This window comes from Corynebacterium ciconiae DSM 44920 (assembly GCF_030440575.1).
Taxonomy (GTDB): domain Bacteria; phylum Actinomycetota; class Actinomycetes; order Mycobacteriales; family Mycobacteriaceae; genus Corynebacterium; species Corynebacterium ciconiae.
This window is the reverse complement of the sequence record NZ_CP047189.1, coordinates 1,526,818-1,553,652: the sequence shown is the minus strand read 5'-3', so window position 1 is coordinate 1,553,652 and position 26,835 is coordinate 1,526,818. Positions and strand designations below refer to the sequence as shown.

General features: G+C 61.9%; 20 protein-coding genes. 9 read left to right on the top strand and 11 right to left on the bottom strand.

The annotated features are described in order from the left end of the window. Nucleotides 1-22: 22 nt before the first annotated feature. Nucleotides 23-1,387, bottom strand: coding sequence for a DUF349 domain-containing protein (locus tag CCICO_RS06845; protein WP_026161573.1), 1,365 nt, complete (start codon nt 1,385-1,387; stop codon nt 23-25). Between the two features lie 180 nt (nt 1,388-1,567). Between CCICO_RS06845 and CCICO_RS06840 the strand changes: the two genes are divergently transcribed. Next, nucleotides 1,568-2,185, top strand: a complete 618-nt coding sequence (locus tag CCICO_RS06840) for a class III extradiol ring-cleavage dioxygenase family protein (RefSeq protein ID WP_018020387.1) — start codon at nt 1,568-1,570, stop codon at nt 2,183-2,185. After that, nucleotides 2,185-3,123, top strand: a complete 939-nt coding sequence (gene miaA / locus CCICO_RS06835) for a tRNA (adenosine(37)-N6)-dimethylallyltransferase MiaA (RefSeq protein ID WP_018020388.1) — start codon at nt 2,185-2,187, stop codon at nt 3,121-3,123. The genes CCICO_RS06840 and miaA overlap by 1 nt, the downstream gene beginning before the upstream one ends. Before the next feature lie 25 nt (nt 3,124-3,148). On the opposite strand, the gene CCICO_RS06830 is transcribed toward miaA, so the two are convergent. Both CCICO_RS06830 and CCICO_RS06825 read right to left on the bottom strand, forming a co-directional pair. Beyond that, entirely contained in the window at nt 3,149-3,661 is a 513-nt protein-coding gene (locus tag CCICO_RS06830) for a hypothetical protein (RefSeq protein ID WP_018020389.1), read from the bottom strand. Nucleotides 3,662-3,780: 119 nt separating this feature from the next. Then, nucleotides 3,781-4,542 (bottom strand): hypothetical protein, encoded by a 762-nt coding sequence (locus CCICO_RS06825; RefSeq protein ID WP_018020390.1) that lies wholly within the window; start codon nt 4,540-4,542, stop codon nt 3,781-3,783. A 343-nt stretch (nt 4,543-4,885) separates the two neighbouring features. Between CCICO_RS06825 and CCICO_RS06820 the strand changes: the two genes are divergently transcribed. From CCICO_RS06820 to CCICO_RS06800, 5 genes are all read left to right on the top strand, one after another. Continuing rightward, complete coding sequence (locus CCICO_RS06820) at nt 4,886-5,137, top strand: FeoA domain-containing protein (protein WP_083878348.1); 252 nt, start codon at nt 4,886-4,888, stop codon at nt 5,135-5,137. Nucleotides 5,138-5,226: 89 nt separating this feature from the next. Next, complete coding sequence (gene feoB, locus CCICO_RS06815; RefSeq protein ID WP_040357967.1) at nt 5,227-7,194, top strand: ferrous iron transport protein B; 1,968 nt, start codon at nt 5,227-5,229, stop codon at nt 7,192-7,194. A gap of 546 nt (nt 7,195-7,740) precedes the next feature. Next, complete coding sequence (gene hflX / locus CCICO_RS06810) at nt 7,741-9,303, top strand: GTPase HflX (RefSeq protein WP_018020393.1); 1,563 nt, start codon at nt 7,741-7,743, stop codon at nt 9,301-9,303. Between the two features lie 172 nt (nt 9,304-9,475). Beyond that, nucleotides 9,476-10,765, top strand: coding sequence for a uracil-xanthine permease family protein (locus CCICO_RS06805; RefSeq protein WP_018020394.1), 1,290 nt, complete (start codon nt 9,476-9,478; stop codon nt 10,763-10,765). Nucleotides 10,766-10,818: 53 nt separating this feature from the next. Next, complete coding sequence (locus tag CCICO_RS06800) at nt 10,819-11,457, top strand: pyridoxamine 5'-phosphate oxidase family protein (RefSeq protein ID WP_040357945.1); 639 nt, start codon at nt 10,819-10,821, stop codon at nt 11,455-11,457. 88 nt (nt 11,458-11,545) lie between these two features. Here the strand turns inward: CCICO_RS06800 and CCICO_RS06795 are convergent, their stop codons facing one another. The 4 genes from CCICO_RS06795 to CCICO_RS06780 all read right to left on the bottom strand — a co-directional run bounded on the left by CCICO_RS06795 (nt 11,546) and on the right by CCICO_RS06780 (nt 15,820). Further along, entirely contained in the window at nt 11,546-11,812 is a 267-nt protein-coding gene (locus CCICO_RS06795) for an HPr family phosphocarrier protein (RefSeq protein ID WP_018020396.1), read from the bottom strand. 155 nt (nt 11,813-11,967) lie between these two features. Then, nucleotides 11,968-14,049 (bottom strand): PTS fructose transporter subunit IIABC, encoded by a 2,082-nt coding sequence (locus CCICO_RS06790; protein ID WP_018020397.1) that lies wholly within the window; start codon nt 14,047-14,049, stop codon nt 11,968-11,970. Between the two features lie 32 nt (nt 14,050-14,081). After that, a complete protein-coding gene (locus CCICO_RS06785) occupies nt 14,082-15,044 on the bottom strand; it encodes a 1-phosphofructokinase family hexose kinase (RefSeq protein WP_018020398.1) in 963 nt (320 codons plus the stop codon). Then, nucleotides 15,041-15,820: a DeoR/GlpR family DNA-binding transcription regulator gene (locus CCICO_RS06780; RefSeq protein WP_018020399.1), complete on the bottom strand. Its 780-nt coding sequence runs from the start codon at nt 15,818-15,820 to the stop codon at nt 15,041-15,043. Before CCICO_RS06780 ends, CCICO_RS06785 begins: the two co-directional genes overlap by 4 nt. 496 nt (nt 15,821-16,316) lie before the next feature. Here CCICO_RS06780 and ptsP point away from each other — a divergent pair, with 496 nt between their 5' ends. Continuing rightward, nucleotides 16,317-18,008 carry a phosphoenolpyruvate--protein phosphotransferase gene (ptsP, locus tag CCICO_RS06775; RefSeq protein WP_018020400.1) on the top strand — a complete coding sequence of 564 codons (1,692 nt, stop codon included), beginning with the start codon at nt 16,317-16,319 and terminating at the stop codon, nt 18,006-18,008. Between the two features lie 154 nt (nt 18,009-18,162). Here the strand turns inward: ptsP and CCICO_RS06770 are convergent, their stop codons facing one another. From CCICO_RS06770 to lexA, 3 genes are all read right to left on the bottom strand, one after another. Next, nucleotides 18,163-19,134 carry a carbohydrate kinase family protein gene (locus tag CCICO_RS06770; protein WP_018020401.1) on the bottom strand — a complete coding sequence of 324 codons (972 nt, stop codon included), beginning with the start codon at nt 19,132-19,134 and terminating at the stop codon, nt 18,163-18,165. Then, entirely contained in the window at nt 19,131-19,910 is a 780-nt protein-coding gene (gene sugR, locus CCICO_RS06765; RefSeq protein WP_018020402.1) for a transcriptional regulator SugR, read from the bottom strand. The genes CCICO_RS06770 and sugR overlap by 4 nt, the downstream gene beginning before the upstream one ends. Before the next feature lie 586 nt (nt 19,911-20,496). After that, nucleotides 20,497-21,195, bottom strand: a complete 699-nt coding sequence (gene lexA, locus CCICO_RS06760) for a transcriptional repressor LexA (RefSeq protein ID WP_018020403.1) — start codon at nt 21,193-21,195, stop codon at nt 20,497-20,499. A gap of 1,052 nt (nt 21,196-22,247) precedes the next feature. Between lexA and nrdR the strand changes: the two genes are divergently transcribed. Further along, a complete protein-coding gene (nrdR, locus tag CCICO_RS06755; protein ID WP_026161576.1) occupies nt 22,248-22,712 on the top strand; it encodes a transcriptional regulator NrdR in 465 nt (154 codons plus the stop codon). A gap of 78 nt (nt 22,713-22,790) precedes the next feature. Here the strand turns inward: nrdR and hrpA are convergent, their stop codons facing one another. Beyond that, nucleotides 22,791-26,765 carry an ATP-dependent RNA helicase HrpA gene (hrpA, locus tag CCICO_RS06750; protein WP_018020406.1) on the bottom strand — a complete coding sequence of 1,325 codons (3,975 nt, stop codon included), beginning with the start codon at nt 26,763-26,765 and terminating at the stop codon, nt 22,791-22,793. Nucleotides 26,766-26,835 lie beyond the last annotated feature (70 nt).

The window sequence follows — 26,835 nt, the reverse complement described above, 5'->3', positions numbered from 1 at the left end:
CTAAACCGACAGCAGCCGAGGGCTAGAGGTTATCGACTGCCTTGGCGGCGGCGTCGGCCCATTCCTGCCACTGGGTGGCCTGGGCGCGGAGCTTCTCGGCATCCTTGGTTTTGCCGGCTTTCTCTGCCTCGGCTGCCTGCTGGTTGAGCTCGGCAACCCGGTCGAGGAATTGTTGGGCGCGGGCCTGCACCTCCGGATCGGTGCGGCGCCACTGCTCATCGGCGGCCTGCGCCACCTTGTCCTCGAGGTGCTTGATTTTTCCGTCATATTCGCGGATCTTTGCTCGCGGGACATAGCCAATGGCCTCCCACTTTTCCTGCAGCTCGTGCAGCTTCGCCCGGGCGGCCTCGAGGTCGGTTTCCGGGGTGATCAGCGGGGTGTATTCGGCAATCAGCGCATCCTTGGCTTCCGCATTCGCCTGGAATTCTTTATCCCGCTGCTCGTTGAGGGCATTGCGGGCATCAAAGAAGTGGTCCTGGGCGGCCTTGAAGGCAGCCCACAGGGTGTTGTCTACCTCGCGCGGGGCACGGCCAGCGGCCTTCCACTGCTTCATCAGATCTCGGAACTCTGCGGCGGTGGCGTTCCAGTCCGTGGAGTCTTTGATCTCTTCGGCCTTGGCCACCAGTTCTTCCTTGGTGCGGCGGGCGGCGGCACGGTTGCGGTCCAGTTCCGCGAAGTGGGAGCCGCGGCGGCGGTTGAAGCTATCGCGGGCTTTGGAGTAGCGCTTCCACAGCGCATCGTCGGTGGAGCGATCGATGCCGCGAATGGTTTTCCACTCGTCCAAAATGGCGCGGAGCCTATCGCCGGCGGCCTTCCACTCGGTGGACTCGGCCGCGATAGCCTCGGCCTCTGCGGCGAGTTCCTCCTTGCGGGCGATGGCTTGGGCGCGGCGCTGGGCCTTACGCTGTTGCGCCTCTTCGCCGGCCTCAACAGATTCGTTCATGATCTCGCCGAGACGATCGTCGAGATTATCTACATCACCGATCACGGCGGCCTCGGGCAGGGACTCTCGTAGCGCCGCCGCGGAGGTGCGGATATTCGCGGCGTCATCCGGGTGTGCCTTGAGGCGGGCCTCGAGGAGTTCAACCTCGGTGGCTAGGTCGGCGAAGCGCTGGGCGTAGTGCGCCAAACCGGCCTCGGGGGTGCCGGCCTGCCACGAACCGATGACGCGTTCACCGGCTTTGGTGATGAGCACGACCGTGCCGTCGTCTTCGATCCGGCCGAAGCGGGAAGGATCAGACTTCGGGATGTGTACGGCGTGGGGTGCGGCGGGGCGCGGCACGGCGCGGGGACGCGGTGCGGGGGTGGCTCCCGGCATGGCTCCGGGGGTAGCGCCGGGGCGGGGGCCCGGACGCGGACCTGGTGTGGGGCTCGGGGGAGTAGTCATGGCGTTAGTCATCCTTCACACGTCTCAACAGTGCCGCGCGGCACGGCTGCCAATAAACACGAACTGACAAAAACCCTAGCACCTCCGTGCTGGTCACGTTGTGGGGAACGCAAGGGCTTGAGACGGCATGGTTTAAGCTGATTTTCCGAGTCAACGATTCGTCAAGGCCAGGAGTTATTCGTGCGCCAAATTGTGGTTATCCCTTCCTCCCCGGCACTGATTGAGGGAGTCTCGCCCAACGATGAGGGCTCTGCGCGTCTGCGCGCCGCGGCACAGGCGGTGCTGGGCGAATGCGCGGCCCAGGCCCGCAGCATCGGGGTGGTGTGCGCCGCTAGCGAGGAGTGCCGCACCGAGCTGACCGGCTCCTTGAGCGCCTGGGCGCCGGGGGCGGAACTCGCTTGCGCCCAGGGCGGGCAGCTGCTCGGCGAGATCATTGCCCGACTCTTGCTGGGCGAGTCAGAACAGAAGATCACCGGTTGCGCTGAGGAGATCGCCACGCTTGTCGACGCCGATCTAGTGATCGTTACCGCCGATGGCCCAGTGACACTAACTGACCGGGCCCCTGGAGGCTATCACCCCGATGCCGAGAAGGCCTTTGGCTTTCTTCGAGCCATGCTTAACGGCGAGGATGTTCACGGCTGGACCACCGAGGACCTCTTATCGGTTGGGGTTATCGACCCACAACCTTGGATGGATATCTTCGCCCTGCGCGATCAATCCTCAGCCTGCCAGGTGTGCGCACATGACACCACTGGAGGGGTGGGTCGGCTCGTGGCCAAATGGGAGATGGTGAACTAATGCATCCGACACCTGTGGCAATCGTGGGGCCTACTGCCTCTGGGAAATCCAGCTTGGCCATCGCCGTGGCGCGTCGTCTCGGCGGAGAGGTGGTCAATATCGACTCCATGCAGCTCTACCGAGGCATGGACATCGGCACCGCCAAGCTTCGTCCACATGAACGCGGCGGGGTGAGCCATCATGTGCTTGACATTTGGGATGTCACCCACACCGCCTCGGTGGCCGAGTATGGAGACATTGCGCGCTCGACGGTGGAGCGGCTGCGCAGCGCCGGCACCGTACCAGTGTTGGTGGGTGGATCAATGATGTATGTGCAATCCGTGGTGGATCAGTGGGAATTTCCGCCGACCGATCCGGACGTGCGCGCACGCTACATGCAGCTGCAGGACAAAATCGGCCCGGCGGGAATGCACGAGCGGCTACGAGCCGTAGATCCCGCCGCGGCGGAGATCATCGAGCCGAACGATCCGCGCCGCAATGTCCGCGCCCTAGAGGTTATTGAGCTCACCGGCAAGCCCTTCGCCGCCTCCCAGCCGCCCAAGGACGCCCCGCCGCGCTGGGGAACTCATCTCATCGGGCTGGCTGTGGATATGGAGTGGCTAGGCCCACGCATTGAGCAGCGCACTCGGGAGATGTTCGACCAAGGGTTCATTGAGGAGGTACGGCAACTGCGTGAATGCGGGCTCACCGCCTCATCCACGGCTGGTCGCGCCATTGGCTACGCCCAAGTGCTGGCGCATCTGCGGGGGGAGATCAGCGCCGAGCAAGCCTATGACGATACTGTGCGGGCAACCCGACGCTATGTGCGGCGCCAACGCTCGTGGTTTAAACGCGACCCGCGCATCAGCTGGATCGATGCCGCCGACCGGCCAGAAGAGCAGGCCTTGACGCTGTTGGACACGTGGGGCTACCACCTGCACGACAACGCCGCTGAATAGGCGTGGACTGGAGCGCCACCTAGGTTTAGCTGTAGTCGCGGCCCAGACGCAGCGCGGCGCGCCGGGCACGTTGATAGCGCTCTTGAAGGGCGGCGGCGCGTCGATCGGTCACCGCCAGCAGTGTTTCTAGCTGCGGGATGGTGTCGTGGGTTTCGAGCTTGCTGTTCAGCCGGTTGAGGAAGCGCTTGGCGGTCGAATATTCGTGGTGAAATTCTTCGATGTCGGGGTCGTTACAGTCCGGATCGGCGAGCGCGGGCCGCTGCAGGGTGCGATCGGCGATGGAATCGGTGTCTGTGCCAGTGAGGAATCGCTCATACTCGGCGATGGTGTCTTGAATGTCTTCCGCGGAGTAGCGGATGGAGGATACTACTGCCGCTGTCTCTTTGCTGTCGGGTCGGTGCCGCAGCGTGAACCCCACCACGGCGGCGACCAGCAGGACCAAAATGATGCCTTCGAAGCGCAGGAACACAATGAGCGCGACACAGCAGATCAGCAGGACATAGTGGGTCCAGTCGAGTGTGGGCCAACGGTGTATCACAGTGCTCCTTTCCTTAACCTTTGGTGGCATCGACGGTGATCGGGTGACGGGGTGTAGGGATACTACGCCAACGGGCGGTGGTGGGAGATGGTTCCCGCCACCTTTTAAGGCTGTGTGCCTTAGTGGCCGCCGCAGCCACAGCCGCCGCAACCGCAGCCACCGGAGCCGGAGCCGCAACCGCCGCCGCTGGGGGCGAGGATCGATGCAGTCAGCGACACCCTGCCGGCAATCACTGAGCCTGGGGCAGGCAGATCGGAATCTGCCGGCAGGCAAAGATCCATGGGGAAGGGGGAGGAGACGCGTACATAGATGAAACGCTGGCCCGTGAGAGCATTGGTGCGATGCTCCGAGTGAGATACTTGGAACGCGATCTGGGCGGCGGAATCCGGCCGAGTTGAGCCGTCATTCGCTGCGATAACTGCCGCGCCGTGGGAGACGACCTCGCCCAGTTTCAGCCCCGAGCTGGAGGCGATATAGCTGTCAGGATCGCTAAAGCCGGCAAGAGAGATGCCGAGTGCCGTGATGGACAGCTCTTGGAAGCGCTGCTGGCCTTCTTCTACCAGCAGTGGCCCTTGGGCGATGTTGGCGCTGAGAGTAGTGATCGTTTCGTCGTTATCGTCGAGCACCTCGACGAGTCCGAGTACCTCGTTGACCATGGTGACATGGCCGCGCGCCACGAGCGGGGAGAGAAACCCCGCGTAGGTGGAGAAGGGTTCGGCGGCCAAGATGTTGATCTGGGCGCCGGAGGCGTCGGTGAACTGCACAAGCTGGCCATCTCCGACCTCGCCGGTGACGGCGAGCTGGTTCGAGGAGATTGCGGCCTCCACTGCGTCCTGCCACGCCGGAAAGTCCATGCCGATACTTTTAAGATCACTGGTCATGACATTCATGGTAGGCAAGGACACACCCAGATAAAAATACAGCCCACGCTATTTCTCCTAGAAAATCCGTGGATTTCTGTGGGGATAGCCACAGCCCTGCATAAGCTGCGATCCCACCTCATCTGCCCACCTCACCGCTGCGACGGGTGGTGGCGGGTGCACCCGCGCAGCGGCGAGAGCCCCTTAGTGGCTGGGTTTCGTGGCGGTGCACACAGAACTCCGCTGGATGTGAGCCACGATCCTCGGGCAAGTGAGGCTTTACTCACTGAGAATAACCTCACATATGTTCAGCGCAGCCTTAGCTATGTATTGGTGCGTATGATTAATACGCTCACACTTTTAGATGGATAAGGGAGTATCCATGATTGCGATTCTTGCCGAGTTGGACACAGGACAGCGCGGACATCTCGAAGGCATCGACGCAGACAGTGTCAGCCCCGAGCGCTACCGCCGCTTTTCTCAACTCGGATTCCGCCAGGGCTGTCCGATTGAAATCACCCAACGCACCACCGGCGGCGGGGTTGTGGTTCGCGTCGGTTCTGCCCGTTATGCGCTTGATGCCCACACCGCCCAAGCGATGCGCCTCAAGCTCTAGTCACTGTCTATTTCACCCATCGGAACTCAGCATCATCCTTTGCGCTCCGCCGCCGCATAGGTCCCCGACGGGGTGTGTACCTCACTACCATGTTGAAGAAAGAGGTCAGCTCCGTGGCATCTCACACGTCGTGCCATTGCTCTACCCATGGCGTCGCCGCCCCCGAGGGAACCCCGGTGGTGGCCCTCGTCGGCTCACCCAACGCTGGCAAATCCACCCTGCTCAATGCTTTGACCGGAACTAAAGCCCGCACCGGCAACTGGCCCGGCACCACCGTAGAAACCTCGCGAGTGCTGTGGAAGCACCACAACCGCACCTTCGATCTCATTGATTTTCCCGGTGCCTACTCGCTTGATCCGGTCAGCCCCGATGAACAGCTCACCGCCGATGTGCTTATCGACGCTCCCACGGAGGACAAACCTGATTGCGTCATCGCATTGGTTGATGCCTCCAACCTAGCCCGCAGCTTGTACATGATCGCCCAGCTGACAGAACAGCCCCTGCGCGTAGTGGTGGCGCTGAGCAAAAATGACATGGCCGCAGCCAAAGGTGCCCAGGTAGACGCCCGTGCCCTGTCCACGGCATTGGGGATGCCGGTAATCGATGTGGATCCGCGCCGGATGAGAAATGTTGACGCCGTGGCCCAAGCGGTGGAATTGGAGTTGAATACGGCTGCGACGCAGCGTCGACAAGCGCCAGCGGATGAGTTTGACGCCGCCGATGAGCGCTTCGCCTTCATCGACCAGGCTGTGCAGGCCGCGATGAGTAGCGACGGTGAGGCAGGACCAAGTGTGTCGGAGAAGATCGATGCGGTGGCCCTCAACCGGTGGGTCGGCCCGGTGCTATTTCTGGCGGTGATGTGGCTGGTCTTTCAGATCACCACCACCGTGGCGGTGCCGCTACAAGACGCCCTCGACACGCTATTCAGTGGGCCGCTCAGCGAGGGGGCGCGCTCATTGCTGGGTTCGATCGGGCTCGGTGGGGGAGTGATTGAGGCCCTGCTTGTGGATGGTCTCATCACAGGCGTGGGCATGGTGCTCACCTTCGCGCCGCTGATGGCCTTGATGTTTATTTGTCTGGCCGTGTTGGAAGACTCCGGCTACATGGCCCGTGCCGCGGTGGTGACTGACCGAGTGATGCGCGCGATCGGCCTGCCCGGTACCGCGTTTATTCCGTTGATTGTGGGCTATGGCTGCAATGTGCCGGCCATTTCCGCCACCCGGGTGCTGCCCAATCCGCGGCAGCGACTACTGACCGCGCTCCTGATTCCCTTCACCTCCTGCTCGGCGCGACTGACCGTATATGTGATGCTGGCCGCCACCTTCTTCCCGCAGCATGCAGGCTCGGCCGTGTTTGCCATGTATCTCATCTCTATCGCGCTGATTGTGGGCACCGGTCTGCTGCTGCGCGGCACCTTGTGGCGCCACATGCCCTCTGATCCGCTGGTGATCGACCTGCCCGATTATCAGCTGCCCCGCCCGCGGCTGACCCTAGCCTCCGCGTGGGTACGGCTACGCGGCTTCCTCCACACCGCTGGGACGATCATCGTTGCCACAGTCACCGTGGTGTTTGTACTGCAATCCATTCCCATCAGCGGCGAGTACGGTTTCGGTGATGAGGACCTCGACCCGCGAGAGAGCCTCTACGGCCAAGTATCGGAGACAATCGCCCCAGTATTCGAGCCAGCCGGTTTCGGCTCCTGGTCCATCACCGGCACCCTCATCACAGGATTCGTGGCCAAAGAAGCCGTGATCGCCTCCTGGGCGCAAACCTACGCCCTTGACGATGACACCGATGACAGCCCCGAGGAGCAGGCGGCCTCACCGCTAGCCACCGCAGTGCGCGCCGACTTTGAGCAGACCTCTGGCGGCCACACCCTCGCCGCGGTGTGGGCCTTTATGATCTTCATCCTCGCCTACACCCCCTGCGTGGCCACCCTGGCCGCCCAGCGCAGAGAGATTGGCCTGAAATGGACCATCGCAGGAGTTGGGTTCCAGCTACTTACAGCCTGGGTGCTGGCCGTGGCCGTGTTCCAGATACTCAAGCTCTTCCTCTAAGCACACCAGCCCTACTCCCATGGGGTGCATGCGATTCGTATGCGCCCCTGAGGTGGCCTACAGACCCGCCGATACGAAGGCAGAGACGTTCCTCCATGATTTCCCCCTCCTCTTCATCAACCCCTTCACCAGCGCCTGCGTCTACTCCCGCACGGCCTTTAAGCGCGATCCGCGCAGCCATTCACGGCGGGGCCAGTACTGTCGGCAGCATCGCCGCAGCCACTGGTTTAGATGCCTCCGTGGTCCATGCCGGTCTCGAGCAGCTCGAACGCATGAACCTGCTCACCCGACAGTTGCAGGTATGCGCCTGTTCCACCTCCCGTTCCTGCGCGAGTTGTTCCGAACAGGGCTCCTGCGAGGACCCAGCCCAGATCGGCAAGAGATCGGGAGTCGTCACCCTTACACTTCACCCACTCCCGCCGCGCGGATAGCTGCGCAGAGCCGTCGCCTGAGCGGGTGGCAGGGGACTAAGCCCTGCATACGATTCAAGGAAGCGGGAAGCAAGAGCGCTGGTAAGCAGCGTAATGCTGTAGGATCGCGGATACGATGACAGATTCTCATGACGAACTTATGAATGAGGCCTTCCGCGATCACCGTCCCACGGTAGTGCCGGACGAGCGCGCAGCAGGTACAGACCACACCGGCCTCATTTCTGCCAACCACCCCACTGCCTCCACAGAGGCCCCCAGCAACGACGCAGACAAGGACACGCCCACCACCGGTGAGCTTGACCTCGAAGAACGTGGCCGCTTCCGCCACATCACCCGCGACACCCAGATTCGCCGCACCGAGCGCGATGATGGCTATGACGTGGAGTACCGCAAACTCCGCCTCGAGCGAGTCATCCTCGTCGGAGTATGGACTGAAGGCACCAGCGCCGAAATCGAAGCCACCCTCGCCGAGCTGCAAGCCCTCGCAGAGACCGCCGGCTCCGAGGTAGTCGAAGTGCTCTATCAAAAGCGCGACAAGCCGGACCCCGGCACCTACATCGGCTCCGGCAAGGTCACCGAGCTGCGTCACCTTGTCGAGGCCACCGACGCCGATACCGTGGTCTGCGATGGTGAACTCAGCCCCGGCCAGATGATCGCTTTGGAAAAGGCACTGGATGTGAAGGTCATTGACCGCACCATGCTCATCCTCGACATCTTCGCCCAGCACGCGAAATCCAACGAAGGTAAAGCCCAGGTGGCACTAGCCCAGATGGAATACCTCATTACCCGCGTGCGCGGCTGGGGCGGAGCGCTGTCCCGCCAGGCCGGTGGTCGCGCCGGGTCGAATGGTGGCGTCGGTCTGCGTGGACCGGGTGAAACCAAGATCGAGGCGGATCGCCGCCGCCTCCGCTCAGAGATGGCGAAGCTGCGCAAGGAGATCGCGGGGATGAAAACGTCCCGTGAGATCAAGCGCGCCCGCCGCCAGCAGTCCACCACCCCGCAGATCGCTATCGCCGGCTATACCAACGCCGGTAAATCCTCGTTGATCAACGCTCTCACCGGCGCTGGTGTGCTGGTGGAAGATGCCCTCTTTGCCACCCTGGATCCCACCACTCGCCGCGCCGAGCTGGCCGATGGGCGCAGCGTGATCTTCACCGATACCGTTGGCTTCGTCCGGCACCTGCCCACCCACTTGGTGGAGGCGTTTCGCTCCACGCTGGAGGAGATCCTGGAGGCTGATCTGCTGCTGCACGTGGTCGACGGGTCCGATCCTTTCCCCTTGAAGCAGATCGAGGCGGTCAACGAGGTGATCACCGATATCGTGCGCGAGCAGGGCACCCAGGCCCCGCCGGAGATCATTGTGGTGAACAAGATCGATCAGGCGGATCCGTTGGTTCTTGCCGAGGCGAAGGCGATGCTGGAGGATTGCGTGTTTGTCTCCGCCCGCACCGGTGAAGGCATCGCGGAGCTGCAGGCCCGCATCGAGCTGTTCCTCAACAGCCTCGACGCGCACGTGGAGATGCTCATTCCCTTCACCGATGGCGATGTGGTGGCCCGGCTGCACGATCAGGCCACCGTCCTCGGCGAGGAATACGGCGAGGAGGGTACCACCATGGATGTGCGCTTGCCCCGCCAGCTCGCCGATGAGCTCGCCCGCTATGTGGTGCACACCCACTAGCCTTTTCGCGCTTATCGACGCCCGCCCGCAGCACGGTCAATAGTTGAGGTGAGGTTACTCACCCCGTCGTGATGCGGGTGCTTTAAAGTTGGGGTTTGTGAACAATCCCGCACAATCTCAAACACCCCCGCCGCAGCAGGCGGAAGAAACCAAGCGCGGAGCAACGGGGCCGATGGGTCTCGGCTGGGCCGTGCATGGGGACGGCAAACGCATCGCCCCCGGCGCTGTGGTGGCCCCAGAAGAGCGCCTAAGCTGGTCGCGCACCATCGGCATCGGCATGCAGCATGTGATAGCCATGTTTGGTGCCACGCTGCTGGTACCTACCCTCACCGGTTTCCCCGTGAACACCACGTTGCTGTTCTCGGGTATCGGCACGATGCTCTTTTTGCTGCTCACTCGCAACCGGCTGCCTTCTTATCTAGGTAGCTCCTTTGCGTTTATTGCCCCGCTCACCGCCACCCAAGGCTCTGGCATTGCCACGCAGATCGGTGGGGTGCTCGTTGCCGGCGCAGTGCTGGTGCTGGTGGGCCTTGTGGTCAAGGCCGCCGGCAAGCAGGTGATTGATGCGGTCATGCCGCCTGCTGTAACCGGTGCGATTGTGGCGTTGATCGGGCTGAACTTGGCGCCGACGGCAGCAAGTAACTTCGAATCTCAGCCCCTCGTGGCCACGGTGACTCTTCTGGTGATCCTCGCCGCCACGGTGGCGGGGCGGGGGATGATCTCGCGCCTAGGTATTCTCATCGGTGTGCTGGTGGGCTGGATCTTTGCGGCGGTGACTGGCAACCTTCCCGAGGGGGCGGAAGAGACGATTGACGCAGCGCCCTGGGTGGGCCTGCCGACCTTTCACGCACCCCACTTTGAGCTCAGCGCTATCCTCGTCACCCTGCCGGTGGTGATCGTGCTTATTGCTGAGAATGTCGGCCACGTCAAGGCCGTGTCGGAAATGACCGGCCGCAACATGGACGATCTCGCCGGTGATGCGCTCATAGCCGACGGTATGGCCACGATGCTCGCCGGTGGATTCGGCGGCTCCGGAACCACCACCTACGCCGAGAACATTGGGGTGATGGCAGCCACCAAGGTGTATTCCACCGCCGCCTACTGGGTGGCGGCTCTGACGGCGGTGGCCTTGGCGTTCATCCCCAAGTTCGGGGCGTTGATCTTCACCATCCCTACCGGTGTGCTCGGCGGGGCAACGCTGGTGCTCTACGGTCTGATCGGCATGCTCGGTGTGCGCATCTGGCAGGACAACAAGGTGAACTTCAATAACCCCGTCAACCTCATGGCTGCGGCCGTGGCGCTGGTAGCCGGTATCGGCAACCTCACATTGACGATCGGCTCGATCTCGCTCGAGGGAATCGCCTGGGGCTCGGCCGGGATCATCATTGCCTATCCGGTGATGATGAAGCTGTACCACAGCCTCGGGGAGGGCCGCTACGCCCCCGCACAGCGCGAAGGCTAGAAGCCTGGGCCGAAGTGCCCCCACAGGCCGTGGTGGGCTGTTAGCCTCTGAGCATGGGACGAGATGAGATCAGCCGCCATCCCGAGCGGGCATCACAGGATAGACAGCAGCTCTACCGTCTACTCGATGAGGAGATGGTAGGCACGCTATCTGCAGTGGTCGAGGGCGAGCCGTGGTCTATCCCGATCTTTTTTGTTCGCGATGGCGATACTGTGCTGCTGCACGGATCCACTGGTGCGGGGCTATTGCGCCACTGCAGTTCGGGTGTGCCCGTGACGTTGACGGTCTTCGCCATCGATGCCTATGTGCTGGCTGCCACGGGTTCCGGGTCTTCTGCTAATTACCGCTCTGCAGTGATACGTGGCCAGCTCAGCCCACTCGATAAGAAAGACAAGCAGCGGGCCATGCAGGTCGTGCTCAACGCCCTCGCGCCCGGTAGAATGGAGGAGGTGCGTGAGCATTCAGCGAAGGAGCTGGCCGGCACCACGGTCCTGATGCTGCCGTTGGATGACTTCTTATTCAAAGCCCGCACCGGCGCCGCTCCTGCCCCTGAAGACGGTGATTCTGGCTGGTTCGGCATCATCCCCGTTCATCGCTCAGCGGGCGAACCTATTACCGACCCGCGATGCGAGCACGAAGTTCCAGAGTCGGTGCACCGGCTGAGATCTCGACTGACGCGCCCAACGCCCTAAACCCCAGCGCCTTCTCTAGTGAAGTAGATGCACAACTGCCGCCCACCATGTGGTGGGCGGCAGTGTTTATATACGCGTGAGGCGGGATTTACTCGGCGTCGAGGTCCTTTTCGATCAACGCGGCGATCTTTTCGACAGCCTCGGCGTTGTCGGAGGTAACGACAACCTGGTCGCCCTTTTCGGCGCCGAGAGCCATAATCATCAGGGAGGAGGCAGCATCGGTCTCGTCGTCCTCTTCGCCCACGAGATTGAGGAAGATGTCCTCATCGAACTCGCCGGCAGCCTCAGCGATGATGGTGGCGGGGCGGGCGTGGAGGCCGACAGCGGAGCCGACAGACACGGTCTTGGAAGCCATGGTGGATAATGTCCTTTCTTTAAAAGGGTGTATGCGCCGGCCCCATCTTTGGGGAAGGGGCGTAACAGCGTTCTTTAACAAGGATAGTCACATCCTTGAATAAAAGCAGCCTGCATAACACCCGAGGTGGGATGTTTCAGTAGAGATGCCGCAGCTTAGACGTGAGCTGTGGCATTTCTCTCGTGAGCAGAGTCCTCGGCAGCGCGGGTCGGCGCCGATAATGCCCGAGGCTTGATCAGAGTCTTAGTAGCGATCACGCACACCGCGCTCACTGCCACACCGGCAACCAGAGATAGGAGGAAGCCTGTGATGGGATTGATAGCGAAGAGCACGAAAATGCCGCCGTGCGGGGCGTGGGAGGTGACCCCAAACGCCATCGAGAGCGCACCGGTGACAGCGCCGCCGGCCATCATCGAGGGGATCACGCGCAGCGGATCTGCGGCGGCGAAGGGGATCGCGCCTTCGGAGACGAAGGACAGCCCCAGCAGCCACGCGGACCTGCCGTTTTCCACTTCGGCATCGGTGAACAGCGAGGCGCGCAGCCATGTGGCCACCGAAAGCGCAATCGGCGGCACCATGCCGGCGGCCATTACCGCGGCCATGATGCTCAACGAGGCCTCGTCACCGGTGGACAGCCCAGCAGTGGCGAAGAGATAGGCGGCCTTGTTCACCGGTCCGCCAAGATCGAAGCACATCATTAATCCGAGTACGATGCCCAACACCACGGCGGAGGAGCCGGACATGCCGGTCAGGGCATCGTTAAGCCAATGCATCACGGCTTCGAGTGGTCGACCCAAGAGCAGGAACATCACCAGGCCGACGCTGAGGGTACTCAACAGCGGAATGATCACCACGGGCATGAGTGAGCGGACGATCTGCGGCACCCGCCAGCTGCCAATCCAGGCCGCCACCGCGCCGGCGATGATGCCGGTAACCAGCCCGCCGATAAAGCCCGCGCCCACGGCCACCGAGATCGCGCCGCCCACAAAGCCGGGGGCGATACCGGGGCGCCCAGCCAGCGCGTAGGCAATATAGCCGGACAGAGCTGCCACAATAAAGCCCATCGCGGCTTGGCCGGTAGCGAAAAGCACGGCGCCGATATACACCCCGAGCACGGGTCGATCGAAGGCGGCTGGGGTGCCGTCGTGAGCCATGAACTCAGCTGGGGGCAGGTTAGTCAGCGAATGTTGCGTGACAATGGTCTCCCAATACTTCGACATCTCGAAGCCGCCCACTAAAAAGCCCAAAGCGAGCAACAAGCCACCAGCGGCGACGAAGGGGATCATGTAGGACACCCCAGTCATCACAGCCTGCTGGATGCGCTTGCCCCAGCCGAGCTGAGCGCCAGCGCTCTGCTCAGCGCCGAGATCTTCTGTAGTACCCGAGACGGTGCGCGCCTGCGGGTTAGAGGCTGCGGCTACAGCCTCATCAAGCATCTGCGCCGGCTCGTTGATCGCCCGCTTGACCCCCGATTCAATCACCGGTGTGCCGGCGAAGCGGGAGCGATCCTTCACGCCGACATCGGTGGCAAAGATGACCGCATCTGCTGCAGCGACCACCGCCGGATCCAATGGCTCGACCGAGGACGAACCTTGGGTTTCTACGTGCAGCTCTACGTCTTCACGATCAGCCGCAGCGGCACTGAGAGCATCGGCGGCCATGTAGGTGTGTGCGATGCCGGTGGGGCAGGCGGTAACAGCCACGATGCGGCACGGGGTGCCATTTTCGGCTGCTGCTTGCGGCTCAGGAGCCGCAGTGTCGCTGCGAGGGGTGCGGCGTTTCTTAGCAGCCAGGGCCTCATTCACGGTGCGGACAACATCCGCGCCGCTCGTGGCCTGACGCAGCTGAGCGCGAAAATCCTCGCGTACGAGAGCACGGGCAAGGCCCGACAAAATCTTCAGGTGCTCTTTACCGCCGCCGTCGGGTGCGGCAATGAGAAACACGAGATCGGCCTCGCCATCAGGGCCAGAGAAATCCACGGCCCGGCTCAGCCGGGCAAAAGCCACCGTGGGTTCGCTCACGGCCGAGCTACGGCAGTGAGGAATGGCCACGCGGCCGGCGACGCCCGTTCCAGCGGATTCTTCGCGGGTGATCGCCGCGGCGGCGAGAGTATCGGTGGACGTGGCCCGCCCGGCGTCAACCACGCTCGCCGCCAACGCGGAGATCACATCCGCAGGCTGCGAGCCAAGATCAACGTCTAGCGAGACAACGGACTCGGTAATGATGGAGTCAGTCATGATGTGGTGTTTCCTCGCTCGTTGGTTCTGCTTTATAGCTTATCGACGTCCACCTGGATTGCTGCGGCATCCTCAGCACTAGGAATCATCGTGCCCGGCTTGAGGGTCGCCGCTGTGCCATAGGACACCGCCAGCTTCAGGGCATGGCAGTGGCTCTCGCCACGGGTACGGGCCATGGCGTAACCGGCGAGGGTGCAATCCCCAGCGCCCACCGTGGACACGGGGGTGATCTCCTCACTTCGAGCCACCCACGAGCCCTCTGCGGTGGTCAGCACCGCACCTGCGGCTCCCAGGGTAGTAATGCAGGTGCTCAAGCCGCGAGAGATAAGCCTGCTGGCGGCCTCCGCTACGGGGGCGTAGTCGCCGGCGCGGGCACCAGCCTCGAGACGTTCGCCCGACACGCCCGCAATTTGCCCTAGCTCCATGCCGTTCGGCTTGAGCACATCAAGATGCAGCGATTCCAGCTGTGGGGCGAGAGCGCGCAGCGGGTCGTCCGAGGTGTCAATAGCTAGGGGGAGCTGCGGGAAAGCGTCGTGAAGCGTGCGGGCAAGAGTGCAATAAAAGTCCACGTCCACCCCGCGGGGGAGGGAACCGGCCAAGACCATATAGTCCGCGTCTGCGGCGCGCTCGACGAGCGTGGCCAGTGCGGCGTCCACATCGAGCGGGGAGAGCACCGGGCCGGGGCCGTTGAGCTTGGTGGTTTCACCAGCGCTATCGGTGATAGTGATATTGGTGCGCACCGTGCCCGATGAGGGAGTGGCCTCGAAGGGGATGGGAGTTTCCTGCATCACCATGAGGAAGGGATCGGTGGCGCGTGCCGGCAGCAGCGCTAGGGTGTTCTCGCCAGCGAGGGCGCAGGCGTGGGCGACATTAATGCCCTTGCCACCGGCGAAATCGATGGTTTCGCTCAGGCGCTGCACCGAGCCGGGCTGAAGCGGCTCATCGAGCGATAGTGTGCGATCCAAGCTCGGGTTAGGGGTGAACGTGACGATCACGGGTGCACGACCTCAATTCCGTGGGCTTCCAGAGTGTTTTTGTAGTGGCTATCTACGTTTTCGTCGGTGACCACATAGTCCACATCATTGACATCGGCGAAGGTGACCATATAGTCCTGTCCGAATTTGGATGAGTCGCAGAGCGCGATCACTGTGCTTGCATTCTGCACCATCATCCGCTTGATCGCGGCCTCGGAGGGATCGGGGGTGGACAACCCATGAGCCACGCTGAGGCCATTCGTGCCCATGATGGCGATGTCCGCGCGCAAAGCTTGGATGGTGTCCACAGCCTGCTCGCCGATCACCGAACGAGTAAAGGCACGCATGGTGCCGCCCACTAGGTTCACCCCAGGCACGCCGGCGGCTGCCAGGGTGATACCGATGGACAGGGAATTGGTCACAATCGTCCACGGCTGCTCGGTATAGTGCTCGGCCATCACGCTGGCCAAGGTGTTAGTTGAGGTACCGGCGTCCATAAAGATGGCAGCGGGGCCATCAGGGATGAGGGTGGCGGCAAGCTCTCCGATGGTGCGCTTCTCGCGGGAGCGCTCCAATTCGGCTGCCGCATAGGACCGGCGCGACTGCTGCCCAGACTGATGCACTACGGCGCCGCCATGGACCCGCTGCAGCAACCCAGCTTTCTCCAACTGCTTGAGGTCACGACGAATGGTCTCCGGGGTGACATGGAAGCGGGACGCTAGTTCAGCCACCGAGGAGTGGCCCTGCGTGTTCGTCAGCGAGGAGATTTCCCCTCTGCGCTGATGGACAGAAAGCATAAGTGTCAGCCCTTAGTGATTGTGTGGTTATGGGTGAGGTAGCACGGTAGGACCACGACAACACGAATGCGGGATGTGTCTAACACCACATACCCCCTACGTGCCGTGGTGGACGGTGTAGCCCTAAGTGGGCCGCGGTGCCCAACTCGTGGGCACTGAACCCCTTCTCGGGGTAGGAAACCCTGAGAATGTTGTTCAATGTATGTGTTTACGCCCATTTATGTGGGTTTGTCAAAAGTGTGATGTTGGATTGTCTTCGATTTTTTGCCGCTCGGGCATGGGGGTGCGTGCTATATTGAGGCACAAGGCTCCGACACATCGCTCCGGTCTCAGTGACCGGCATCAATCGGCGCGAGAGATTTTTATACAGATCACCGCCTCGGAGTGCAGTGTGGGCAGCGTGACACTGCCAGTGACACCCCTGTACTGGGCGGATCTTTCCAAACAGCAACTATCCATCACACGACGCCCCATATAAGAAAGGTGTCCCCGCCTCATGTCTGATATGTCCCAAGCCACCACCTACAAAGGCACCGGCGTTGTGCCGGGCGTCCGCTACGCGGAGGCAGTGTGGATTCGTCCCCGCCCCGCCCTGCCCACCTCGGGTTCCGTTATTGAAGAGGAGCAGCGCGACGCAGAATTCGAGCGCTTCCAGGCCGCTGCCGCCACCGTGGCTGAGCGCCTCGAAGCCCGTTCGGCCGATGCTGTCGACCACGCCAAAGAGATCCTGAAGGCTACTGCCGGCATGGTGCGTGATAAGGGTTGGCAGAAGACGGTCCGTAAGGCCATTCGCGGCGGCCACCCCGCCGAGTATGCCGTGGTGACCGCCACCAATAAGTTCATCACCATGTTTGAGACTGCCGGCGGTGTTATGGCTGAGCGCGTCACCGACCTGCGCGATATTCGCGACCGCGTGATCGCCGAGCTGCGCGGGGACGAAGAGCCCGGCCTGCCCGCGGTGAACAAAGAGGTCGTGCTCTTTGCCGATGATCTCTCCCCGGCCGATACCGCAGCGCTCGACACCACCTACTTCACCGCGCTTGTCACCGAGCTTGGCGGGCCCACCAGCCACACCGCGATTCTCGCCCGTCAGCTCGGCGTGCCCTGCATTGTTGCCGCTGGCAAGGGGATCCACGAGATCGACTCGGGCACCGAGGTGCTTATCGACGGTGCTATGGGCACCATCTCCACCCACGCCGACCCAGCCTTTGCTGCTGCCGAGGTACAGAAGTCGCGCGAGATGGCCGAGCGTGTAGCCAAGTGGCGCGGGCCGGCTCAAACCAAGGACGGCCACCGCGTGCAGCTGCTCGCGAACGTCCAGGACGGCAATGCCGCCCGCGTCGCCGCCCAGACCCCGGCCGAGGGCATTGGCCTGTTCCGCACCGAGATGTGCTTCCTGTCCGCCACCTCCGAGCCCTCCGTGGAGGAGCAGGCCGAGGTGTACAAGAAGGTGCTCTCGGTGTTTCCCTCCAACAAGGTTGTGGTGCGTTCGCTCGACGCCGGCTCCGACAAGCCGGTGGCCTTCGCCAACATGGCCGAGGAGGAAAACCCCGCCCTCGGTGTGCGCGGCCTGCGTATCGCGCGTGCCAACGAGGACCTGCTCACTCGCCAGCTCGACGCTATTGCCCTCGCCAGCGAGAGCCTGGGGCGCGACGACGCCGCCCCCACCTGGGTAATGGCCCCGATGGTGGCCACCGCCCGCGAGGCCAAGTGGTTTGCTGGGCTGTGCCGTGAGCGCAACCTGATCCCGGGTGCCATGATTGAGGTACCGGCCGCCGCCCTGATGGCGGACAAGCTGATGCCGCATCTGGACTTCGTGTCTATCGGTACCAATGACCTCACCCAGTACACGATGGCCGCCGACCGCATGTCTCCCCAGTTGGCCTACCTCACTGATCCTTGGCAGCCCGCCGTGCTGCGCCTGATTGAGCGCACCTGTGAGCAGGGCAAGGAGACCGACACCGCCGTAGGCGTGTGCGGTGAGGCTGCGGCCGATCCCGCGCTGGCTTGCGTGCTGACCGGTCTGGGAGTCAACTCGCTATCCGCCGCTGCTACCGCCATCGCCGGTGTGGGAGCCCAGCTGGCACGGGTTACCCTCGAGGAGTGCCAGCACGCTGCCGCCGTGGCTCTGGACTCCGCCGGCGCCACTGAGGCCAAGGGGGCAGTGCGCGAGTTGCTCGGCCTCTAAGCCTGAGCGGCACACCATGTGCCTCCAAAACCGCGCCGGCAACCTCGGAAGACGTATTTCTTGTCGAAGGTTGCCGGCGCGGTGCTATGTGTGCAGCCCAGTCTGAGCTTGGTGGGGGCTCATAGATGTGTGCGCTAGAGCCTCAGAGGCGCGCTCAGATCTGGATGATGTCAACTTGGTCGATTCGGGCGCCATCCTTGGTGGGCATGAAAGAGTGCAGGCTATCGCCCTCTGCGGCGCCGAAAGCTACCGCTAGCCGCAGTTGCTCGATGGGTGAGGCGTGGTCGCACACACCGAGTTGGAAACCAGCGACGAGACTGTCGCGCCACGGGATGGACACATAGCCAGGGGTGCCGGTATAGCACCCCAAAGCGCTCAAGGATTCGCTCAGCATGAGGCTGTGGCGGCGATCGATGCTTATGAGGAGGGTGCGAATGCCGGCATCGAGCAGGGGCTGGCAGCTACGTGCGATATCAGCAGCGCAGGTGTCCGGCTCGGAATATATGCGAGAGCGCAGCTCCTCGGCGTCGCTGCGGGCCCACGTGGCGATGTCTTCGAGGTGGCACATCACTGAATGCGGTGCAATAGTGCCCACTTGGCGCAACACAGCCTGAAGGGCGGGGCCAGTGGAGGCGATGGAAACCTTCTTGGTGGGGTGGTACAGACACAAGCTACGCAAAACATCCGAATACCAGCCGTGGGTAGCAACGATCGGCAGCGGGCCGGTCAGTAGTACCGAGCCGCGGTGTTCGGCGGCCGCCACCGTCTTATCGCGCAGCATGGCCAGCTGATGGCTATCGAGAGGCATCGGCGGGTCGCGGAATTCAGTGGTGGTCAGATCCGATTCGATCACCGCGGAGTGCATGGGAATGGGGCCCGGCACCTCGATGTAGTCGTGGGCTAATCCCATCTCATTAATCAGCCGCATATAGTGACTGATCTCTGGAGCGGGAAAGAGTGCTTGGGCAGACTGGCCCGCGAGGTATAGCGCATAAGCGACATTGGTGCCCGTGCCTCCAGCAGTGATGCTCACGTCACTGAAGTGGTTAATATCCCCAGCAACAATAGGGGAGGAGATGCGGGCGGCGCGTTGCAGGACCGGGGTGGGTGTGACGCAGAGAATCATTGGGCGCACACCACGTGGACGCCGCGCTCACGGAGATTGTCCACGAAGGTCTGGGGAGCCCCTGCATCCGTAATGAGAACATCGATATCAGTGATCGAGGCGAAGCTCACGAGATAGTCGCTACCCAGCTTGGTGGAGTCACACAACACCACTACCTTGCGGGCGTTGGTAATCATGGCGCGTTTGACTGCGGCCTCCTGGGAGTCTGCAGTGGACAGACCGTGATCGAGGGTGAGGGCATTGGTGCCGATGAACGCCACGTCTGCGCGCATCAATGCCAAAGTTCGCAGTGCAGTATCGCCCACCACGGCTTGGGTGATGGCACGCACCGATCCGCCAAGCAGCTGAACCTCATCCAAACCAGTGCTAGCCAAGTGCATGGCATGGGCGAGGCAGTTGGTCACGATCGACCAAGCGCGGGCGTTGGGATGCTCAGAGATGAGTTCACACAGAGCGGAGATCGAGGTGCCGGCGTCTAGGAACATTCCGCCGGAGCGCTCGGGCAGGAACTCCACCGCAGCCCGTGCAATAGCGGATTTGGCCCCAGAGGCGGAGCGGGAGCGGGCATCCACGCTGAACTCCGCGGTTTGGAAGCTCTGGCTAGCGACGGCACCGCCGTGAACGCGGTGGACTGTTCCCTCGGAGTCCAAGACGGCGAGATCGCGGCGAATCGTCTCAGCAGTGACACCAAACTTGGTGGCCAGTTCCGTGACATTCACGCGGCCTTCGATGGAAGTCAACGAGGCAATCTGCCTCCGGCGTTCTTCGGCGTACATCGGTGTCCACTCTCCTCAAGCTAGAACGAGCACTTCCGTATACAGCCGCACACGATCACATGAGCGGGGCCATACACAGACAAGCACCCACGGTGCAGGCCGTGCCAGCGGCACGCAGGCAGGGCATAAACGCGAGCAGCGGGCGGGGCACGGCAGGTGAAAATAAAGGTTCACAGCATGCACTATGTGGGTTTGGTATCGAATTATGTAGATCTATTTTCGCACGATCGGGCGAGAACCTAGAAGGAATCGGGCTAAGTTCCACACCGTAGTGTGGCATTGCAGTGGTTCGTGTTTGCCCATCGCCCCCGAGCGGTGAGCGATGAACACAACCATAGTGGCAGGTCGTGCCGTGATGAACTGCTGTGACGCCCAGTGGTTCGGCGTGTCAGTGCGATGGGTTGTCCGATGTTGTTACGTTGGCAACAGTGGGCGATAACGCACAGTACAAACCCCACGAATGAGGGTAAAAACCCGTTCGTGGGGTGGGAGAGTGGGTCCTGCAGGGCGCTCGAGGCGTGGACTTGAGTCCGATTATTAGCGTCGCGGGCGCCGGTGCCGATGCTGGGTGTGGGAATTGACCCGCTTAGAGCTTGCGCATCACGGAGACGACCTTGCCGAGGATTTCTGCTTCATCGCCCTTGATCCAATCAAATTCCACATTGTGCGGAACCAGCCACACGCCACTGCGATCCTTATGGAATTCCTTCACGGTGGCTTCGCCATCGATCATGGCCGCAACAAATTCCCCAATCTCAGCCACCGGCTGAGAACGCACCACGACCCAGTCGCCGTTCAGGATTCCGGCATCCTTCATGGATTCGCCGACTACTTGGAGCATGAAGAGCTCACCATCACCCACGATGTCCTGGGGTAGTGGGTAGTAGCTTTCTACGTTTTGCTCGGCCAAGATGGGCGAGCCGGCAGCTATGGAACCCACCACGGGAATGTAGGTAGTATTCGACGTGCTTTCCGGCACCTCCTCGGCCGGAGTGGGTTGCTGGTTCTGCTTGGGCTTGGGGCCTGGGCGTTTGGCTGATTCCGGCAAGTGGCGCACATCAACTGCTCGAGGCTTATTAGGATCGCGCCGCAAAAAGCCTTTCTTTTCCAACTCTTTGAGCTGGTAGGCCACAGAAGAGGTGGATTGCAGCCCTGCGGCATCGCCGATCTCACGGATGCTCGGTGGGTAGCCGCGCAGCATCACGGCATCTCGGATCACATCGAGGATGCGGCGCTGGCGATCGGACAGTGAGCTGTAATCGGATTCGGAGGGGGTGCGGGCCATGGAGAGTCCTTTTCGTTCAGTTAACTAGCGCGGATATAGATATAGCGAGGATGAATTGCGGTATGGGCGCCGCACGGTGGGGGCGTGCGGTTTAGCTGCCACGTGAGCATCCGTCGACGCCGGCAGCCGTGGCGCAAACCGAAAGGAACGTGCGGTGTTCGAACGCGTCCAATCGAACATTTTTCTCTTCAAATGATACGGCCGTTGCTGCAGCAGGGCAAGCATCACTGGGATTACACGTGCTACTTGCGCACTTTCGAACACGCTGTCTATAGTCGAACACGTGAGCGGGTGAGTCGTTCGAACGTCCGGTTCGGCCCATATAGTCGCTCACGTTGATAGCCCAAGAATGGCGAAAGGAAAACTCATGACTATCTCTCTGAATCCCGTATCTGCACCTCGTGGCGCCCGCCGTGCTCAGGAATGTGCACCTTATTCTTCTCCCCTCGTGGTGCCGCCAGCGGCAACGTGGGGTGGGGCGCAGCGGCGAGAGCTATCCCAGGATGTTTCTGGTGTTCGAACGCTGGCGGATGCTGATAGAACACCCCGGCGATGCAAGGGGATAGGCGGTGATGCGCGAGCATGCGAAGCCTACAGGACAGGCGAGGGGCCGCGTGCCTCGGTTGTTCGTTCGAACGCAGCCCCGTACTCGTTAAGCGAGGGTGTAACGGGGATGAACCCGCGCGGGCAGTGGCGGACGGCCGTGAAGCAGGCTGTGCTCTCAGCATGTGTGGGGGTGCTGTTGGCGGGCGGTTTCCACGCCGCTATGAGTGCCCAAGAGGAGCAGATGCCCCACACTCCGCCGACCCTGATCACGCACACCGCCAGCGTAAAATAAGTTCCTCGTCCGAGGTGGTTGCCATATGGGTGATACAGCGGCGGGCTTTACCTAGGCACGGTGCACCGACATCGGCGATGCTAGGCAAAGGGTGTGGCTGTTGCTTCGTTAGACTTAAACGCTGGACCGCGTTGAGCACTAGGTCGTGAGAAACCGCGGCGGTGTCGGCGTCGGCCGGCACCTGATCGCACTGGATATGTGAGGAATCAGCACGATGCACTGTCCCTTTTGTCAAAATCAACACTCACGAGTGATTGACTCGCGCGTGATCGACGCCGGTTCGGCCATTCGGCGCCGCCGCGAATGCTCTGACTGTGGTGGGCGGTTTACCACGATCGAAAAGGCCATGCTGCTGGTGCTGAAACGCAATGGCGTGTCCGAACCCTTCAGCCGCGAAAAAGTGATCACCGGTGTGCGTCGTGCCTGCCAAGGCCGCGATGTCTCCGACGATGCGCTCAAGCGCCTCGCCCAAGAGGTGGAGGAGAATGTGCGCAGTCACGGCAGCTCGCAAGTCAACGCCAACGATATCGGTCTAGCCATTCTCGAACCGTTGCGCGAACTGGACGAGGTCGCCTATCTCCGCTTTGCTTCCGTTTATCGTTCCTTTACCAGTGCTGACGACTTTGAAGCGGAGATCCGGAAGATGCGCCGCTCTGCGAAGAAATCCGACACGTTCTAGGCGAGTGCCCCTAGAGGCCGGCGTAGGTGCCTTTTGTCCTCTAGGGACGCGGCAGCGAGACTGTTGCGGCAGTGAATGCTAGCGCAGGCGGGCGATGGCTTTCTCAATGCGCTTGGCAGACACCGGCCCCGAGGTGCCGAGGCGCTGGGCGAAGAGTGAGACTCGTAATTCCTGAATCATCCACCGGATGTCTTTAACCTCGCGGGTGCGGGCGCGTGAGTCCGGCAAGGTAGAGAGCTTGTCGGAAAGGGTTTCCTCGACGGCCTCCACCTCGTCTAAGAGGTCGAAATCTCGGTCTGGGTCTCGTTCCATGTTCTCCAAACGCACCCGCATTGCGGCAAGATAGCGGGGGAGATGACGCAAATGCTCCATGCCGTGTTTTGCCACGGCACCGTGCGGCAGCAGAAACTCCAATTGTTGTTTCATGTCGGCAATGGCGTCGCCCGTCCACTCCTCGAGTTCGCTGGCTAGGTAGGAGTAATCCACTAACCCGGGGGCAAGGGCCACGATGATGGATCGCACTCGGCCTGCGACCTCGGGGCTTACCGCGGCGGTGAGAGCCTCAAACTCCTCAGGGGTGCGCACCGGCCCGCCATGGGCCAGCATCAGATCGCGAATCGCAGTGACCCTGGCGTCCTCAATCAAGCCTGAAGCTTTGCCATGGGGGTAGTTCTCCACCGCAACGCGTTGTTTCAACGGCAATCCATTGAGCATGTGGCGTTGGTTCACTGAGATCGAGCGCATCAACAGGGTCAGCTGGGCGGTGAGCATTGCCGCATCGGCGGCCTCCTTTGTCGGCATCGCCTCAACAACCAGCCCGCCGTCTTTGATCACCAGCGCAGGGTAGGTGGTAAAGCTCTGCCCATCGACCAGGGTGTCATGGGTTTCCGCAATGGCGCCAATCGAGTCGCTATCCCAGCTGCGGGCTGGAGCCTTGGCGCGGGAGTTGGCGCGTTTACGTACCGAGGACTGGATCCGTCCCGCCTGACGCTGTTGTAAGGCGGTGAGATCCTTATCATGATCCACGATCTTTCCGCGCTTATCGATCGCGGCGAAGGTGATGCGTAGATGTGCATCGAGTTTGTCGAAGGAGAAGTCTGAAGGATTAATTCCCCGCGCCCCCAGCCTGGTGAGCCCCTCGGCTAGCTGCTCTGCCACGGTTGAGGTATAGGGCACGAGGGTGGGAAGGACGCGCTCAGCGAAAGTCGGTGCCGGAACAACACTACGACGCAGATGCTTCGGCAGGCTGCGCAGGAGTTCGGTGATGAGCTCGGTGCGCAGGCCAGGTACCAACCATTCGAATTCGGCGGCCTCCACCCCAGCGAGTACTGGAATGGGAATACGCACGGTCACACCATCGAACTCCGAGCCGGGTTCGAACTCGTAGCTGAGATCAAAGACTAAGGAACCCTGCTGCCATTTATCGGGAAAGGCCTCTTCGGCTACGGCCTCGGCTTCGGGGTTGAGTAGCTTCTCGGGATCGAAGTCCAGATAGTCAGGCTTGGTGCGGCGGGTGCGTTTCCACCACCCATCGAAACTAGGCCCAGTGGTGACATCCTCCGGCAGGCGCTCATCGTAGAAACGAAACAGCGTGTCCTCGTCCACAACGATGTCGCGGCGCCTAGCCTTCGCCTCAAGGTGAGCGGCCTCGTCCAATTTGGCGGCGTTGGAGTGGAAGAACTCGTGGTGGGTGTTCCAGTCGCCTTCGATCAGGGCGTGGCGGATAAACATTTCTCGCGCAGCGGCACGATCCACCGTGTGATAGGCGGTGAGGCGATCAACCACCACGGGCACACCCCACAATGTAGAGCGCTGGTAGACCATGGCGGCGGCCCGCTTAGAGGACCAGTGCGGTTCGGAATACTGGTGTCGCAGAAGGTCCTTGGCTAGCTTCTCGACCCAGCGGGGATCTATCTCGGCCACGGTGCGGCCCCACAGCCGCGATGTCTCCACCAGCTCTGCCGCCATGACGTAGCTCGGCTGTTTCTTAGACACATGCGAGCCGGGGAATATCTTGAACCGGGTGGTGCGGGTGCCCAGATATTCCTTGGTTTTCTCCTCACGCACACCGATATGCGAGAGCAAACCAGAGAGCATGCTCATGTGAATGCCGGTGCTATCGCGGTGCGTGGAATCTCCGGCATTGTCCAGCACCTGTTCCGCAGTGGCCGTGGCACTGCGGGGCGTCTCACCGCGTTCCCATCCGAGCTGGCGCGCCACCTGCTCGAGCTGGCGCACTAGATCCCACCATTCGCGGATACGCATATAGTGCAGATACTCGCTCTGCATCTTTTTACGGAACTTGTTCCCAGACATCTCCGCCCGGCAGGCCTGGATGTAGTCCCAGAGATTGAGCAGGCTGAGGAAATCGCTGCTGGTGTCTTTGAATCGGGCGTGCGCTTGATCGGCTTGGGCCTGTTTTTCCAAGGGGCGTTCGCGTACATCCTGAATAGTGAGTGCCGCGGTGAGCACCATGATCTCACGGGCGACACCGCGCTCATGTCCGGCGATAAGCATGCGGGCCAATCGCGGGTCGAGTGGGATGCGAGCCAGCTGCCGACCAATAGGTGTCAGGATCGGGTTGCCGTCCTTTTCCCCTTGTTCGAGCGCGCCGAGCTCATGCAGCAGCATCAAACCATCGCGGATCGCCTTGTGCTCCGGTGCTTGGACGAAGGGGAATTCAGTGATCGCGCCGAGCTTTAACGACGCCATCTGCAGGATCACGCTCGCGAGGTTGGTGCGCAAGATCTCAGGGTCAGTGAACTCGGGGCGCGACTGGAAGTTCTGCTCAGAGTAAAGACGAATCGCGATGCCCTCAGCAACACGGCCGCAACGCCCCGAGCGCTGGCGGGCGCTGGCTTGGGAGATCTCTTCGATCGGTAGGCGCTGTACCTTGGTGCGCGTGGAGTAACGCGAAATTCGGGCCGTGCCGGTATCGATCACGTAGTGAATGCCTGGCACGGTCAGAGAGGTCTCGGCGATATTCGTGGCAAGAACGATGCGTCGACCAGCGTGCGGGGAGAATACTCGATGCTGTTCGGCATTCGACAGCCGGCCAAACAGGGGAGTGACCTCCACGCCTCTGTAGCGCTTGGACTCGATGGCCTCCATTGCGTCGCGGATATCGCGCTCGGAGGGGAAGAAACACAAAATATCGCCCGGCCCCTCCTGCATCAGCTCTTCGATCGCTTCGATGAGCCCATCGAGTGGATCGATATCGATGGTTGTATCACCGCGGGTGACCTCGAGGGGACGGTACCGAATCTCTACGGGGTAGGTGCGGCCGGAGACCTCGATGATCGGTGCGGGCTGCGATCCGTGGGCAAAGTGCTCGGCGAATCGCTCAGGATCAATGGTGGCGGAGGTGATGATCACCTTCAGATCTGGGCGCTTGGGCAGAAGGCGCTTGAGATAGCCGAGCGAGAAGTCAATGTTGAGAGAACGCTCGTGCGCCTCGTCGATGATGATCGTGTCATAGGCATTGAGGTAGCGGTCCCGCTGCATCTCAGCAAGCAGGATGCCGTCGGTCATGAGCTTCACCGCGGTGGTGTCGGAGACCCGATCATCGAATCGGATGGCATAGCCCACCGACTCGCCAATCTCCTGATCCATCTCAGAGGCGATGCGCTCGGCCACGGTACGGGCCGCCAGGCGGCGGGGTTGGGTGTGGCCGATAAGGCCACGTCTGCCGCGACCCAACTCCAGGCACATCTTGGGGATCTGAGTGGTTTTGCCCGAACCGGTCTCGCCCGCAATGATCACCACCTGATGATCACGGATGGCGTCTTTGATGTCATCGCGCCGGGAAGAGACGGGTAGATCAGCCGGGTAGCTCAGCTCAGGAACGCGCTCATCGATAGCGAGTACGGCAAGCTCGGCGGAATCGATATCGGCGGAGATGGCGCTAAGAGCCCGCGGTGAGCGGGCCTTGCGTAGCCGCCGCCGAAAGGAGCGCTCCGCGCTGAGCGATACGCCATCAAGGCGCGCGAGCAGCTCTTTCTTGCTCGGGGCGGCGGGAGATGCTGCTGGGGATCCGTGTTCAGAGCGAGGCATAAGACCTTAAATTCTAGCCACTGCCTGCGGTCTCAGGCGAGTAGCCCGGCTTTATGGGACGCGCAGGGCG